The sequence below is a fragment of the Streptomyces sp. Je 1-369 genome, assembly GCF_026810505.1.
GTDB lineage: Bacteria > Actinomycetota > Actinomycetes > Streptomycetales > Streptomycetaceae > Streptomyces.
Genome location: NZ_CP101750.1, coordinates 2,158,783 through 2,171,702, shown reverse-complemented (window position 1 = coordinate 2,171,702; position 12,920 = coordinate 2,158,783). Strand labels below are relative to the sequence as shown.

Here is a 12,920-nt window from a genome sequence, read left to right as displayed (position 1 = left end):
GGAGAGGTTGCGGCCGCGGAAGAGCGCGGGGAAAACCTTTGGCGTCCCCGTTTACGCCTGGAACCTCGCGGGCCACCGCGCGAGCCACGGCGCGTCGGGCGAGGGCAACCGCCACGTCTTCGGCGGCCTCTCGGACGCGGCGTTCCGGATGGTGCGGCTCCTTGAGGCGGGGGAGAACGCCGACTGGCCGTGGACCGTGGACCGTGGGCTGAGAGCTGTGTCCCCCGTTCGGGTCGTATCCACACCGTCGCCGAGGTCGCACACACCGTGACTTGTGTGTCTGTTCCATACCGATGTGAGGGCAGTGTCAGTACAGAGCATGGTGCCGTGGGCTCCCGAAGGCCCATACTGCGAATATGACGAGGCCCCCCGGCTCGCGCCGACACCTGCCGAACAGTCCCTTCAACGTGCCTGCACCGCCCGCCCCACCCGTGGAGCACTTCGAGGTGGGTGACAGGGTTTCCCACGACCAGTACGGCCTGGGAAGGATCGTGGGCGTCGAGGGAGAGGACGCGGTCGTCATCGACTTCGCGGGCCGCCAGGGGCGGTTCCTGAGTCCTTACCCGAAGCTGGCCAAGCTCTGACACCGAAGGCCCGCTCACGATATTGATGCCGATGCTGTGATCCGAACCGCTTGAGGGGCGGCGGCCCGCTTGTGCGGACCCGCCGCCCCTCAGCGCGTTCCCGGGCGTGTCGCCCGGATGGCGTCCGCGCGTCCCGGAGTCTCAGAGCGCCTGCGCGGCCGGCTTCACCATGCCCCGCACCGTGCGGGACTTGACGAACTGCCCCATTCCGGTCATTTCCCACTCGCCGGTGAACTGCTTGATCAGCTTCGCCATCATGACGCCCGTCTGCGCCTCGGCGTTGGTGAGGTCGAAGCGGACCAGCTCTTCGCCCGACGCCGCGTCGATCAGGCGGCAGTACGCCTTCGCGACCTCCGTGAACTTCTGGCCGGAGAACGAGTTCACCGTGAAGACCAGGCCCGTGACGTCCTGCGGGAGACGGCCGAGGTCGACGACGATCACCTCGTCGTCACCGCCGCCCTCACCCGTGAGGTTGTCGCCGGAGTGCTTGATCGCGCCGTTCACGATCGACAGCTTGCCGAAGTAGCAACTGTCGACGTGGTTGCGCTGCGGTCCGTACGCGATCACGGACGCGTCGAGGTCGATGTCCTTGCCGCGGAACGCGGGCTCCCAGCCGAGGCCCATCTTGACCTGCGAGAGCAGCGGACGGCCGCCCTTGACCAGGGACACCGTCTGGTTCTTCTGGAGGCTGACGCGGCCCTTGTCCAGGTTGATCTTCCCGGCGCCGGGGGCGGGCGCGGCGGGCGCCGCCGGGGCGGCGGGCGCGGCCTGGCGCGGGTCGGCGACCGGCGGGGGCGGGCCCTGCACCGGCTGGCCCACCGGGGGAGCAGGCGGGGCCGGCGGAGCCACGGGCGCGGCGGCCGGGGCCGGGGCGGGCTCCTCCACCGAGACGCCGAAGTCCGTCGCGATGCCCGCGAGCCCGTTGGAGTACCCCTGGCCGACCGCGCGGGCCTTCCACGCGCCGTTGCGCAGGTAGATCTCGACGATCACGAGGGCGGTCTCGGTGCCGAGCTGCGGCGGCGTGAAGGTGGCGAGCACCGAGCCGTCGTCGGCGTTGCGGATCGTGGCGGTCGGCTCGACGCCCTGGAAGGTCTGGCCCGCCGCGTCCGGGCTCGCGGTCACGACGATCTTCTCGATGCCGGGCGGCACGGCGGCCGTGTCGACGGTGACCTTGTCGGGGGTCGTGCCGCCGCCCGACTGATACGTCACGCCGGGCCCGGAGGGCTGGTTGAAGAAGATGAAGTCGTCGTCGGAGCGCACCTTGCCGTCGGCGGTGAGCAGCAGGCCCGATACGTCGAGCCGCACCGGAGCGGCGACGTCCACCGCCACGCGGGCGGCGGTCAGCGGGATGTTCGAGCCGGGGGTCATAGCTGTCATGCCAGGGGTAACGAACGATCCCGCTTTGCCGTTCCCTTACCCGGCGAAGGTTTTTCCAGGTGTTCTCCGGCCCTGTGGGCGGCGGGTCTCAGCCGCGGTTGCGCGGGTGCGCGCGGGCGGCACGTTCGTTGCCGCGCTTGTAGTTCCCGGTCCAGCGGGCCATCACCAGCTGCGGGTCGCCGCCCGTCACCTCGCCGAGGAACTGTTCGGCGCGGCCGCCGCGCAGCGTTCCCGCCGCGCGGCCGCCGTGGGTGATCAGGACGGTCCCGTCGGCGCGTTCCTCGTACGTGAATCCATGGGGTCTCGGCATGGCCGGGAGCGTACGTCCCGGCCCCGCCGCGCGGTACCGAATTACGGCACGACCACGATCTTCCGCCCCACCCCCGCGGCGAACCGGTCGAGCGCCTCCGGGTACTCCGCGAGCGGCAGCCGGTCGCTGATGAAGACGTCGGGGTCGAGGACGCCCGCCGCGAAGAGCTCCGCCGCCCGCTCGTAGCTGTGCAGGACGGCCATCGAACCGGTGATGGTGATCTCCTGGTTGTAGATGCGGTACGGGTCGATCTTCACGCGAGTGGCGTAGTCGGCGACACCGAACTGCAGGAACGTGCCCGCCTTGGCGACCCGTTCGAGACCGTCCTGGATCGCCGCCGCGTTGCCGGTCGCGTCGATGACGACGTCCCAGCCCTGGGGGCGGTCCAATTCGTCCGCGCCGGCCGCGGAACCCGAGACGCCGAGGCGCCGCGCCGTCGCGAGCCGGTCCGCGTTCAGGTCCACGACGTCGACGCTCGCCGCGCCGGTGCGCTTGGCCAGCTCCAGCATCATCAGGCCCATCGTCCCGGAGCCGTAGATCAGCACGTGCGCGCCGAGCCGGGCGCGCAGCACGTCGTAGCCGCGCACCGCGCAGGACAGCGGCTCGATCAGGGCGGCGTCCTGGGTGCGGACGTGGTCGGGCAGCCGTACGCAGTTGGCGGCGGGCGCGACCGCGTACTGGGCGGCGCCGCCCGCGGTGGTCACGCCGATCGCGGCCCACCGTTCGCAGAGGTTGCCCCGGCCGTCCCGGCAATAGCGGCACTCGTGGCAGTGCAGCGAGGGGTCCACGGCGACCCGGTCGCCGACGGCGAGCGTCCGGACGTCGCTGCCGAGCGCGACGACCTCCCCGGCGAACTCGTGGCCCGGCACGACCGGCAGGGTCGGCGCGAACTCCCCCTGGAGGATGTGCAGGTCGGTGCCGCACAGGCCGCACGCGGCGACCTCGACGACGACGTCACGGGGGCCGGGGGCCGGGTCGGGCACTTCCCCGACGACGGCCTTGCCGACGGACTCGATGATGGCGGCCTTCACTTGGCGGCTCCCTGGTTCATTTGACGGCTCCCAACGACAGGCCCTGGACCAGCTTGTCCTGGGCGGCGAACCCCGCGGCGAGCACCGGCAGGGAGATCACGAGCGACGCGGCGCACACCTTCGCCAGGAACAGGCCCTGGCTGGTGATGAAGCCGGTCAGGAAGACGGGCGCGGTCTGGGCGACGACGCCCGTGAGTACCCGCGCGAAGAGCAGCTCGTTCCAGCTGAAGATGAAGCAGATCAGGGAGGTCGCGGCGATCCCGGGGAGCGCGATGGGCGCCACCACGCGCGTGAGGATCGTGGGCAGCCGCGCCCCGTCGATCTGCGCGGCCTCGATGACGGGCTTCGGCACCTCGGCGAGGAACGACTGCATCATCCACACCGCGATCGGCAGGTTCATCGAGGTGTAGAGCAGGACGAGCAGCCAGATGTTGTCCAGCATGCCGGTGTTCTTGGCGAAGAGGTAGATCGGCAGGAGGCCCGCCACGACCGGCAGCATCTTCGTCGACAGGAAGAAGAAGAGCACGTCCGTCCACTTCTTCACGGGCCGCAGGGACAGGGCGTACGCGGCCGGCAGCGCGAGGACGAGGACGAGCAGCGTCGAGGCGAGCGACGCCACCGTCGAGTTGATCAGCGACGGCCAGGGGCTGGCGCCGCCGCCCGTCCCGAAGAAGTCCCGGTACCCGTCCAGGGTGAGCGGAGCGGCGAGCGAGGGCGGGTTGGTGGCGGCGTCCTCCTCCGAGTGGAAGGAGGTCAGGACCATCCAGGCGATGGGCAGGAAGAACAGGATCCCGGCGAGCCAGGCGGTGAGCCCCAGGCCGATTCCCTTGCCGCGTGCGTTCTTCATCAGCGGGACACCTCCTCACGGAACAGGGACGAGACGACCCGCAGGGCGAACGTCGCGATGATGATCGAGCCGATGACGACGAGCACGCCCGCCGCGGAGGCCAGACCGTTCTCGTGGGCCTGGTAGAAGCTCTGGTAGACGGTGTACGGCAGGTTGGCCGTGCCGAGGCCGCCCGAGGTGATGGTGAAGACGGCGTCGAAGTTCTGCACGATGTAGATCGAGCCGAGCAGCGCGCCCAGTTCGAGGTAGCGGCGCAGGTGCGGCAGCGTCAGATATCGGAAGACCTGCCAGTTGCTAGCGCCGTCCATGCGGGCCGCCTCGATCAGCTCGGAGTCACGGCTCTGCAGACCCGCTAGCAGGATCAGCATCATGAAGGGCGTCCACTGCCACACGAGGGACGCCTCGATGGCGAGCAGCGGCGTGTTGGAGACCCAGTCGGGCTGCGCCGCGGAGTCCCCGCCGACCCAGTGCAGCAGGCCGTTGAAGAGCCCGTACTCGGGGTTGTAGAGCACGTGCTTCCACAGCAGCGCGGCAGCCACGGGTACCAGCAGGAACGGCGCGATGAGCAGCGTGCGGACCAGGCCGCGCCCCTTGAAACGCCGGTTGAGGAGCAGGGCGAGGGCGAGCCCGATGATCAGGCTGGCGAGGACCACGGAGGCGGTCAGGAGGATCGTGGTCAGCACGGACTTGCGCAGGTCGGGGTCGGAGAGGACCTCGGAGTAGTTGCCGAACCCGGTGAAGCCGCGGGCGTCGGGGTAGAGGGCGTTCCAGTCGAAGAAGGAGATCACCAGGGTCGCCACGAAGGGCAGCTGGGTCACGGCGATCATGAAGATGAGGGCGGGCAGCAGAGGCGCCCTGGTGGCCCAGGCGCGCAGCCGGTTCGACGGCGGCGGGGTCTTGGGGGTCGGCACGCGCGTGTGCCGCACGGTGGTGCTCGCGGTGGCGGTCATCGTCCCTCGTACTCCTCGGAGATCTTCTCGGCGAGGTCCTGCGACGTCTTGAGGGCCGACTCGACGGACTGGCGTCCGGCGATGGCCGCGCTGATCTCCTGGGAGACCTTGGTGCCGAGGTCGGTGAACTCGGGGATGCCCACGAACTGGATGCCGGGCGCCGGACGGGGCTGCACGCCGGGGTCGCGGGGCCTGGCCCCTTCGATGGCGGCGCGGGTGACGTCCTGGAAGGCGGCGGCCTCCTCGCGGTACGCGGGGTTGGCGTAGGTCGACGCGCGCTTGCCCGCGGGCACGTTGGACCAGCCGATCTTCTCGCCGACGAGCTTCTCGTACTCCTTGCCGGAGGCCCAGGAGATGAACTTCCAGGCCTTGTCCGGGTTGCGCGAGGCCTTCTGCATGCCCCAGGCCCAGGTGTAGAGCCATCCGGAGTTCTCGGTCTTCGCCACGGGGGCGGGTACGTAGCCGATCTTGCCCTTCACCGGGGACTTGGCGGACTCCAGTGACCCGGCGGCGGCCGTGGCGTCGTACCACATGGCCGTCTTGCCCTGGGTGAGGTTGTTGAGGCACTCGGCATAGCCGGACTGCGCCGCTCCGGACTCGCCGTGCTCGCGGACGAGGTCTACGTAGAAGCGCGTCGCCTTCTCGAACTCGGGGGAGTCCAGACGGGCCGTCCAGTCCTTGTCGAACCAGGTGCCCCCGAAGGTGTTCACCACGGTCGTGAGCGGCGCCATCACCTCGCCCCAGCCGGGCAGTCCGCGCAGACAGATGCCCTTCATCCCCGGCTCCTTGCCGTCCACGCGGGCGGCGAGGTCCGCGACCTGCTGCCAGGTGGGGTGCTTCGGCATGGTCAGGCCGGCCTTTTCGAAGACGTCCTTGCGGTACATCAGGAAGGACGACTCTCCGTAGAAGGGCTGTCCGTAGAGCTTGCCGTCGCCGCCGGTGAGCGACTGGCGCATGGGAGGCAGGATGTCCTTCTCGTCGTACGTCCTGTCCTTGCGCGCGTACGAACCGACCTCGTGCAGCCAGCCGTTCTTGGCGTAGATCGGTATCTCGTAGTGGAGTGCCAGGTGTCGGCCGCGGCGAGCCAGCCGCCGTGCAGCGGGGCGAGGGATTCCTGGGCGTCCTCGCGCACGGTCAGGAAGGAGACGCCGCGCGGGCAGAGCAGCCACTTGAAGGCGCCGGTGAGGGTGTAGTCGTACGCGTCGGCGGCCAGCGGCAGCCAGCCCGTCGCCTGCGTCGCGTCGAGGAGGGTGCGCGTGCCGTGGGCGGCGGCGGCCGCGCGGACGGCGGGCAGGTCGGCGGTGCGGCCGTCGGCGGACTGGACGGCGGAGAACGAGACGAGCGCCGTCGTGGGTGTGACGGCGTCGGCGAGCTCGTCCAGCGGCGCGTACCGCATCTTGAGGTCGCCGCGCAGCACGAAGGGGTTCACGATGGAGGCGAACTCCCCCTCGGGAGCTAGGACTTCGGCGCCCGGCGGCAGCGAACCGGCGATCAGTCCCGCGTGCACGGCGACGGACCCGCCGACCGCCACTCGCCCCTCGGCCACGCCGACGAGCCGGGCGAACGCGGCCCGCGCCGCGTCCACCACCTCGAAGTCACCGGCGCCGCCCGGCCGCCCCTGGCCGTTCTCGACGGCGAGCGCGTGCACCGCTTCGATGGCGCGGCGGGGCAGCAGCCCGCAACTGGCGGTGTTCAGATACGTCGTCGTAGGAGCGAATTCCGTGCCGGTGCTGATCCCCATGGACTCCATGGGGATCAACCTATGCGGCGTGTCAGGCCTGCGGAACCGCGCATCCGTCGGGCCCGCACGCGTCGCCGCCGTCGGCTCCGCCGGCCGACGCGAGGGTGGTGAGCGGCGCGCGCTCGCCCCACGCCTGCTCCAGGGCCTGCGTGAAGACCTCGGCGGGCTGGGCGCCGGAGACGCCGTACTTCCGGTCGAGGACGAAGAACGGCACGCCGTTCGCGCCCAGCTCGGCGGCCTCGCGCTCGTCGGCGCGGACGTCGTCGGCGTACCGCTCGGGGTCGGCGAGGACGCCCCGCACCTCGCCCTCCTCCAGACCCGCCTCGACGGCGAGCTCCACGACGCGTGCGTCGTCCGCGAAGACGGACCGCTCCTCGGCGAAGTTCGCGCGGTAGAGCAGCCCGATCAGCTCGTCCTGCCTGCCCTGCTCCTTGGCGAAGTGCAGCAGGCGGTGCATGTCGAAGGTGTTGCCGTGGTCGCGGCCCTCGGTGCGGTAGTCGAGGCCTTCGGCGGCCGCGTTCTCCCCGAGCCGCTGCTCACCCTCGCGGGCCTGCTCCTCGCTCATGCCGTACTTCTGCATCAGCATCGGCAGGACCAGCCCGGTGTCGCCCTTGGCGCGCCCGGGGTCAAGCTCGAAGGAGCGGTGCACGACCTCGACGCCGTCACGGTGCGGGAAGGCGGCGAGGGCCTTCTCGAAGCGGGCCTTGCCCACGTAGCACCAGGGGCAGGCGATGTCGCTCCAGATCTCGACGCGCATGTGTGTGGCTCTCTTCAGGTCGTACGTCAGGTCGGTGCGGAGGTGGCCTCCGCTCCCGACGTCAACGTACGGGCAAAGCACCGCATTCCCGGTACCGCTCCGGCACCGCTCCCGGGCCTACGAACCGTCCCGCAGCCCCTTCGGCCAGTTCGGACGGAACTCGATGTGGTCGTACGTCACCACGCAGCCCTCCCCTACGGGCGACTGCGCCATGAAGCCGACCAGCGCGGCGGCCGCCGCCTTCTCGTCGCCGAGCGAGAAGATCCGTACGAACGTCCACCGCTCGCCGTCCGTCGACGCGTGGAACGCGAACGCCGGTCCCGTACGGCTGATGCGCAGCCAGGCGCTGCTGCCGTCCACCACGAACGCGTTGGCGTCGTCGGAGTGGCCGCGGGTGACGACCGTGCAGATCGTGGGCTCGTCCGGGGAGCGCTCCAGGCAGAGCTTGGCCCACTCCCGTTCGCCGACGTGCAGGTACAGCACGCCCGCGTCGAAGGCGGCGGCGAAGCCGACCGTGACGCGGGCGATCAGCTGGAAGTCGCCCTCGGGGGCGCCGAGGAGGCGCGGCGCGTCGGACGCGGGCTCCACCACGGCGTTCGTCGGCGGCACGAAGCGGTCCTGGCGAGGGCCCGCCCAGCCGGTGAGGACGCCGTCCTCATGGGACCAGCCGCCTTCGGGGCCGTAGGTGCGCAGCGGGAAGGGCAGTTCGGGGATCGTGACGTCCATGGGCTCAGTGTTGCAGGCGCCCGTCGTAGCGCCGGGGCAGTCCCAGCGGGTTGGCGTCGCGCAGCTCCGGCGGGAGCAGCGCCTCGGGGGTGTTCTGGTACGCGACGGGGCGCAGCCAGCGCTCGACGGCCGTGCCGCCCACGCTCGTCGAGGTCGACGTGGTCGCGGGGTAGGGGCCTCCGTGGTGCTGGGCGGGGGCGACGGCGACGCCCGTCGGCCAGCCGTCGACGAGGACGCGTCCGGCGAGCGGGGTGAGCTCGGCGAGGAGCTCGGCGCCCCGGCCGCTCTCCCCCGCCGCCTCGTCCGAGGAGAGCTGCACGGTGGCGGTGAGGTTGCCGGGCAGGCGGGAGAGGACGGCGGTGATCTCCGCGTCGTCGGCGTAGCGCGCGACGACGGTGACCGGGCCGAAGCACTCCTCGAGGAGCAGGTCGTGCGCCCCCTCGGCGGCGAGGCGCGCGGCCGGGACGGTGAGGAAGCCCGCGCTGACGGTGTGCTCGCCGCCCGCGCCCGGGGTGACCGGCGCGTCCACGTCGGGCAGACCGGCGCGCTCGCGCACCCCGGCGACGAAGTTGTCCCGCATCCGGTGGTCGAGGAGCACCCCCGACTCGGTGTTGCTGACCGCCTCGGTCAGGGACTTCACGAGCCGGTCGCCGCCCGCGCCCTCGGGGGCGAGGACCAGGCCGGGCTTGACGCAGAACTGGCCGACGCCGAGCGTCATGGAGCCCGCGAGTCCGGTGCCGATCTCCTCGCCGCGCTCGGCGGCCGCGGCTTCGGTGACGACGACGGGGTTGAGGGAGCCGAGCTCGCCGTGGAAGGGGATCGGCACGGGACGGGCGGCGGCCGCGTCGAAGAGGGCGCGCCCGCCGCGTATGGAGCCGGTGAAGCCGGCGCCGGAGACCAGTGGGTGCTTGACGAGTTCGACGCCCGCGTCGAAGCCGTGCACGAGGCCGAGGACGCCTTCGGGGATGCCGTGCCGGACCGCGGCCCTGCGCAGCACGGAGGCGACCAGCTCGGAGGTGCCGGGGTGGTCGGGGTGGGCCTTGACCACGACGGGGCAGCCCGCGGCGAGGGCGCTCGCGGTGTCGCCGCCGGGCACGGAGAAGGCGAAGGGGAAGTTGGACGCGGAGTAGACCGCGACGACGCCGAGCGGGATCTTGTAGCGGCGCAGGTCGGGGACGGGCGGGGTCGCCGAGGCGTCGGGGTGGTCGATGACGATGCCGAGGAACGCGCCCTCGTCGACCATGTCCGCGAAGGAGCGCAACTGGTAGCAGGTGCGGGCGAGTTCCCCGGTGAGCCGGACCGGGCCGAGGGCGGTCTCCGCGTCCGCGGCCTCCACGAGGTGGTCCTTCGCCTCTTCGAGGAGGTCCGCCGCGGTGCGCAGGAACGCGGCGCGGACCGTGCGGTCGGCGAGCGCGGACGCGGCGTCGCCCGCGGCGCGGACCGCGAGGTCGACCTCCTCGGCCGTGGCCTCCACCGCGACCTGCTCGCGCTCCTTCCCGGTTCGGGGGTCGACACTCCAGACTGGTGCTGCTGCCACCGCGGATTCCCTTTCCAGAGGTATGCCACTCACCAGGGCTGTTCGATATGCTGAACGCTGTCTTCGTTGATGAATGGCGGGGACTTCGGAGACTATTTCTCGGCGTTCAAAGGGGTCAAGGGCGATGTCGGCTGGCGAGACCGGAGGCGGTGCGCAGGTCAAGTCCGCGGTGCGGACGGTGGAATTGCTCGAGTACTTCGCGGGCCGTCCCGGAATGCACTCCCTCGCCGCGGTCCAGGAGGCCGTCGGATACCCCAAGTCGAGCCTTTACATGCTGCTCCGCACCCTGGTCGAGCTCGGCTGGGTGGAGACGGACGCGACCGGCACGCGGTACGGGATCGGGGTGCGGGCCCTGCTCGTCGGCACGTCGTACATCGACGGCGACGAGGTCGTGGCCGCCGCGCGCCCCACCCTCGACCGGCTCTCCGACGACACCACGGAGACCATCCACCTCGCGCGGCTCGACGGCACGAACGTCGTCTACCTCGCCACCCGCCAGTCGCAGCACTATCTGCGCCCCTTCACGCGCGTCGGCCGCCGCCTGCCCGCGCACTCCACGTCGCTCGGCAAGGCGCTGCTCGCCACGCACACCGACGAGCAGGTCCGCAAGCTGCTCCCGGAGACGCTGCCCGCGCTCACCGAGCACACCATCACCGACCGCGAGAAGCTCATCGAGGAGCTGCGCGCGGTGCGCGAGCAGGGCTTCGCGGTGGACCGCGAGGAGAACACGCTCGGGCTCCGCTGCTTCGGCGTGGCCATCCCCTACCGCACGCCCGCCCGCGACGCGATCAGCTGCTCCGTGCCGGTGGCGCGGCTCACGCCCGCGCACGAACAGATGGTGAAGGACGCGCTCTTCGACGCGCGCGACCGGCTGTCACTGGCAACTCGTAGGCTCTGACCCATGGATGTCAGCCTGCGCGAAGTCCACGACAGCGATCTGCCCGTCTTCTTCCGGCAGATGAACGACCCCGAGGCGACCCGCATGGCCGCCTTCACACCCGAGGACCCGGCCGACCACGACGCCTTCGAGGCGCACTGGACGAAGATGCGGGGTTCCGCCGACATCGCCATCCGCACGGTCCTCGCGGACGGGGACGTGGTGGGGAACGCGGGGGTGTACGGGGCGCCGGGCGAGCGTGAGGTCACGTACTGGATCGACCGTGCGTACTGGGGCCGGGGCCTCGCCACGGCGGCGCTGCGCGGCCTCCTCGAACTGGAACGGGGCCGCCCGCTCTATGCCCGCGCGGCGGCGGACAACGCGGCGTCGATACGGGTCCTGGAGAAGTGCGGCTTCCAGATCTCCGCGAAGGACCGCGGGTACGCACCGGCCCGCGGCCAGGAGATCGACGAGGTCGTCCTCGTCCTGCGCGGCAGCCGACCCTCCGCCCCGCACGCCCTGTGGGCCGCGGGGCGGTGATCGCGGCGTACGAGGCGGGCTTCATTAAGGCTCGATGAGAAAACGGTCTCAAGCACGCCAATAGGGAACGAAACCCTTCCCTCCGCTCGTCCTCCCACGGGATGAACAAGACGATCAGGCGCGCCTCGGTCTTCGCGCTGCTGCTCGTGCTCGCCCTGCTGCTGCGGGCGACATGGGTGCAGTTCCACGACTCGACGGCTCTCGCGGACAACAAGCACAACCGGCGGAACGTGATGGCGCAGTACGCGAATCCGCTGGGCGACATCATCGTGGGCGGTGAGGCCATCACCGGCTCGGAGCGGACGACAGGAGGAGACCTCGCGTACAAGCGCACGTACAAGAACGGCGACCTCTACTCGCCCATCACGGGCTACAGCTCGCAGGTGTACGGCGCCACGCAGCTCGAAGGCATCTACAAGGACCTGCTCGACGGCACCGACAACCGTCTGAAGAGCCCCCTCGACGCGCTCACCAACAAGCGCGCCGACCCCGGTGACGTGATCACGACGATCGACCCGGCGGTGCAGAAGGCCGGGTACAAGGCGCTCGGTGACACCAAGGGCGCCGCCGTGGCCATCGACCCCAAGTCGGGCAACATCCTCGGCATGGTCTCGACCCCGTCGTACGACCCGTCGAGGATCAGCGGTTCCTCGGACTCCAAGGCGTGGAAGGAGCTGACCACCGACAAGGAGAAGCCGATGGTCAACCGCGCGATGCGGCAGCCGCTCCCGCCCGGCTCCACCTTCAAGCTGGTCGTCGCGGCGGCGGCCCTGGAGGACGGTCTCTACGGCTCGGTGGACGACAAGACGAGCAGCCCCAACCCGTACACGCTGCCCGGCACGCGGACGGTCCTCAAGAACGAGAACCAGTCGGCTCCCTGCGAGAACGCGGACATCCGCACGGCACTGCAGTACTCCTGCAACAACGTCTTCGCGAAGATGGCCGTCGACCTGGGCCAGGGCAAGGTCAAGGCGATGGCGGACAAGATGGGCTTCAACACGGACAAGCTGGACGTGCCGGTGCGCGCGGGCAAGAGCGTCTACCCGTCCGGCATGGACAAGGCGCAGACCGCGCTGAGCGGCATCGGCCAGTTCGACGTCACGGCGACGCCGCTGCAGATGTCGATGGTCTCTGCGGCCATCGCCAACGACGGCGTACTGGCAAGGCCGCACATGGTGTCGCAGATCAGCGACTCCGGCGGTGACGTCCTGGAGAAGTACGACGACGGCGCTTCCCAGCGCGTGATGGACGCGTCGACGGCCGAGGGCCTCCAGTCGGCGATGCAGACGGTCGTCGAGAAGGGCACCGGCACGAACGCGCGGATCAGCGGCGCGACGGTGGGCGGCAAGACGGGTACGGCGCAGCACGGCGAGAACAACAGCAAGACGCCGTACGCCTGGTTCACGTCGTACGCCAAGGGCAGCGACGGCAAGGAGGTGGCGGTCGCCGTGATGATCGAGTCGTCGAGCGCGGCACGCGACGAGGTCAGCGGCAACGGCCTGGCGGCGCCGATCGCGAAGGCGATGATGGCGGCGGGGCTGAAGTCCTGAGCGGCGCCACGCACGCGTACGCCTGAGGTTCGCGGCTGCACGCACGCGTACGCGTACGCCTGACGTCCCCTCCCCAAGGCGCCGCCCCCGACC

At 70.8% G+C, this 12,920-nt stretch carries 12 protein-coding genes and 3 pseudogenes; 5 read left to right on the top strand and 10 right to left on the bottom strand.

Annotated features, from left to right (window positions below):
- Nucleotides 1–43: 43 nt before the first annotated feature.
- Together NOO62_RS09940 and NOO62_RS09935 are read left to right on the top strand one after the other, a co-directional pair.
- Nucleotides 44–271 (top strand): annotated as a pseudogene (locus NOO62_RS09940) (hypothetical protein); the annotation flags it as partial.
- An 85-nt stretch (nucleotides 272–356) separates the two neighbouring features.
- Nucleotides 357–584: a CarD family transcriptional regulator gene (locus NOO62_RS09935; protein WP_055564387.1), complete on the top strand. Its 228-nt coding sequence runs from the start codon at nucleotides 357–359 to the stop codon at nucleotides 582–584.
- A 141-nt stretch (nucleotides 585–725) separates the two neighbouring features.
- Here NOO62_RS09935 and NOO62_RS09930 read toward each other — a convergent pair whose 3' ends face one another.
- From NOO62_RS09930 to NOO62_RS09885, 10 genes and pseudogenes are all read right to left on the bottom strand, one after another.
- The gene (locus tag NOO62_RS09930; RefSeq protein ID WP_268775545.1) at nucleotides 726–1,952 is read right to left on the bottom strand and encodes a TerD family protein; all 1,227 of its coding nucleotides are present in this window, start codon (nucleotides 1,950–1,952) and stop codon (nucleotides 726–728) included.
- Between the two features lie 97 nt (nucleotides 1,953–2,049).
- Nucleotides 2,050–2,271, bottom strand: a complete 222-nt coding sequence (locus tag NOO62_RS09925) for a hypothetical protein (RefSeq protein ID WP_268770515.1) — start codon at nucleotides 2,269–2,271, stop codon at nucleotides 2,050–2,052.
- A gap of 41 nt (nucleotides 2,272–2,312) precedes the next feature.
- A complete protein-coding gene (locus tag NOO62_RS09920) occupies nucleotides 2,313–3,302 on the bottom strand; it encodes a zinc-dependent alcohol dehydrogenase family protein (RefSeq protein WP_268770514.1) in 990 nt (329 codons plus the stop codon).
- Nucleotides 3,303–3,318: 16 nt separating this feature from the next.
- Nucleotides 3,319–4,149 (bottom strand): carbohydrate ABC transporter permease, encoded by an 831-nt coding sequence (locus tag NOO62_RS09915; protein ID WP_268770513.1) that lies wholly within the window; start codon nucleotides 4,147–4,149, stop codon nucleotides 3,319–3,321.
- Nucleotides 4,149–5,099, bottom strand: coding sequence for a carbohydrate ABC transporter permease (locus tag NOO62_RS09910; protein ID WP_268770512.1), 951 nt, complete (start codon nucleotides 5,097–5,099; stop codon nucleotides 4,149–4,151). The genes NOO62_RS09915 and NOO62_RS09910 overlap by 1 nt, the downstream gene beginning before the upstream one ends.
- Nucleotides 5,096–6,157, bottom strand: a pseudogene (locus NOO62_RS09905) (ABC transporter substrate-binding protein); the annotation flags it as partial. The gene NOO62_RS09910 and the pseudogene NOO62_RS09905, both read right to left, overlap by 4 nt.
- A pseudogene (locus NOO62_RS09900) lies at nucleotides 6,154–6,849 on the bottom strand (aminotransferase class V-fold PLP-dependent enzyme); the annotation flags it as partial. The pseudogenes NOO62_RS09900 and NOO62_RS09905, both read right to left, overlap by 4 nt.
- Before the next feature lie 22 nt (nucleotides 6,850–6,871).
- Nucleotides 6,872–7,597, bottom strand: a complete 726-nt coding sequence (locus NOO62_RS09895; protein WP_268770510.1) for a DsbA family oxidoreductase — start codon at nucleotides 7,595–7,597, stop codon at nucleotides 6,872–6,874.
- A 117-nt stretch (nucleotides 7,598–7,714) separates the two neighbouring features.
- A complete protein-coding gene (locus NOO62_RS09890; protein WP_268770509.1) occupies nucleotides 7,715–8,323 on the bottom strand; it encodes a DUF1349 domain-containing protein in 609 nt (202 codons plus the stop codon).
- Between the two features lie 4 nt (nucleotides 8,324–8,327).
- Nucleotides 8,328–9,860, bottom strand: coding sequence for an aldehyde dehydrogenase (NADP(+)) (locus tag NOO62_RS09885; RefSeq protein ID WP_268770508.1), 1,533 nt, complete (start codon nucleotides 9,858–9,860; stop codon nucleotides 8,328–8,330).
- A gap of 124 nt (nucleotides 9,861–9,984) precedes the next feature.
- Between NOO62_RS09885 and NOO62_RS09880 the strand changes: the two genes are divergently transcribed.
- The 3 genes from NOO62_RS09880 (at nucleotide 9,985) to NOO62_RS09870 (ending at nucleotide 12,827) form a co-directional block, all read left to right on the top strand.
- On the top strand, nucleotides 9,985–10,758 hold the full coding sequence (locus tag NOO62_RS09880; RefSeq protein ID WP_268770507.1) for an IclR family transcriptional regulator: 774 nt from the start codon (nucleotides 9,985–9,987) through the stop codon (nucleotides 10,756–10,758).
- Between the two features lie 3 nt (nucleotides 10,759–10,761).
- Nucleotides 10,762–11,277: a GNAT family N-acetyltransferase gene (locus NOO62_RS09875; protein ID WP_268770506.1), complete on the top strand. Its 516-nt coding sequence runs from the start codon at nucleotides 10,762–10,764 to the stop codon at nucleotides 11,275–11,277.
- A gap of 101 nt (nucleotides 11,278–11,378) precedes the next feature.
- Nucleotides 11,379–12,827, top strand: a complete 1,449-nt coding sequence (locus NOO62_RS09870; RefSeq protein ID WP_268770505.1) for a peptidoglycan D,D-transpeptidase FtsI family protein — start codon at nucleotides 11,379–11,381, stop codon at nucleotides 12,825–12,827.
- Nucleotides 12,828–12,920: the final 93 nt, after the last annotated feature.

What these genes read in the sequence shown, in the direction of transcription:
- NOO62_RS09925 (WP_268770515.1), bottom strand. Translation starts at nt 2,271, where the DNA reads ATGCCGAGACCCCATGGATTCACGTACGAGGAACGCGCCGACGGGACC.
- NOO62_RS09880 (WP_268770507.1), top strand. Translation starts at nt 9,985, where the DNA reads ATGTCGGCTGGCGAGACCGGAGGCGGTGCGCAGGTCAAGTCCGCGGTG.
- NOO62_RS09870 (WP_268770505.1), top strand. Translation starts at nt 11,379, where the DNA reads ATGAACAAGACGATCAGGCGCGCCTCGGTCTTCGCGCTGCTGCTCGTG.
- NOO62_RS09930 (WP_268775545.1), bottom strand. Translation starts at nt 1,952, where the DNA reads ATGACCCCCGGCTCGAACATCCCGCTGACCGCCGCCCGCGTGGCGGTG.
- NOO62_RS09875 (WP_268770506.1), top strand. Translation starts at nt 10,762, where the DNA reads ATGGATGTCAGCCTGCGCGAAGTCCACGACAGCGATCTGCCCGTCTTC.
- NOO62_RS09895 (WP_268770510.1), bottom strand. Translation starts at nt 7,597, where the DNA reads ATGCGCGTCGAGATCTGGAGCGACATCGCCTGCCCCTGGTGCTACGTG.
- NOO62_RS09915 (WP_268770513.1), bottom strand. Translation starts at nt 4,149, where the DNA reads ATGAAGAACGCACGCGGCAAGGGAATCGGCCTGGGGCTCACCGCCTGG.
- NOO62_RS09910 (WP_268770512.1), bottom strand. Translation starts at nt 5,099, where the DNA reads ATGACCGCCACCGCGAGCACCACCGTGCGGCACACGCGCGTGCCGACC.
- NOO62_RS09935 (WP_055564387.1), top strand. Translation starts at nt 357, where the DNA reads ATGACGAGGCCCCCCGGCTCGCGCCGACACCTGCCGAACAGTCCCTTC.
- NOO62_RS09890 (WP_268770509.1), bottom strand. Translation starts at nt 8,323, where the DNA reads ATGGACGTCACGATCCCCGAACTGCCCTTCCCGCTGCGCACCTACGGC.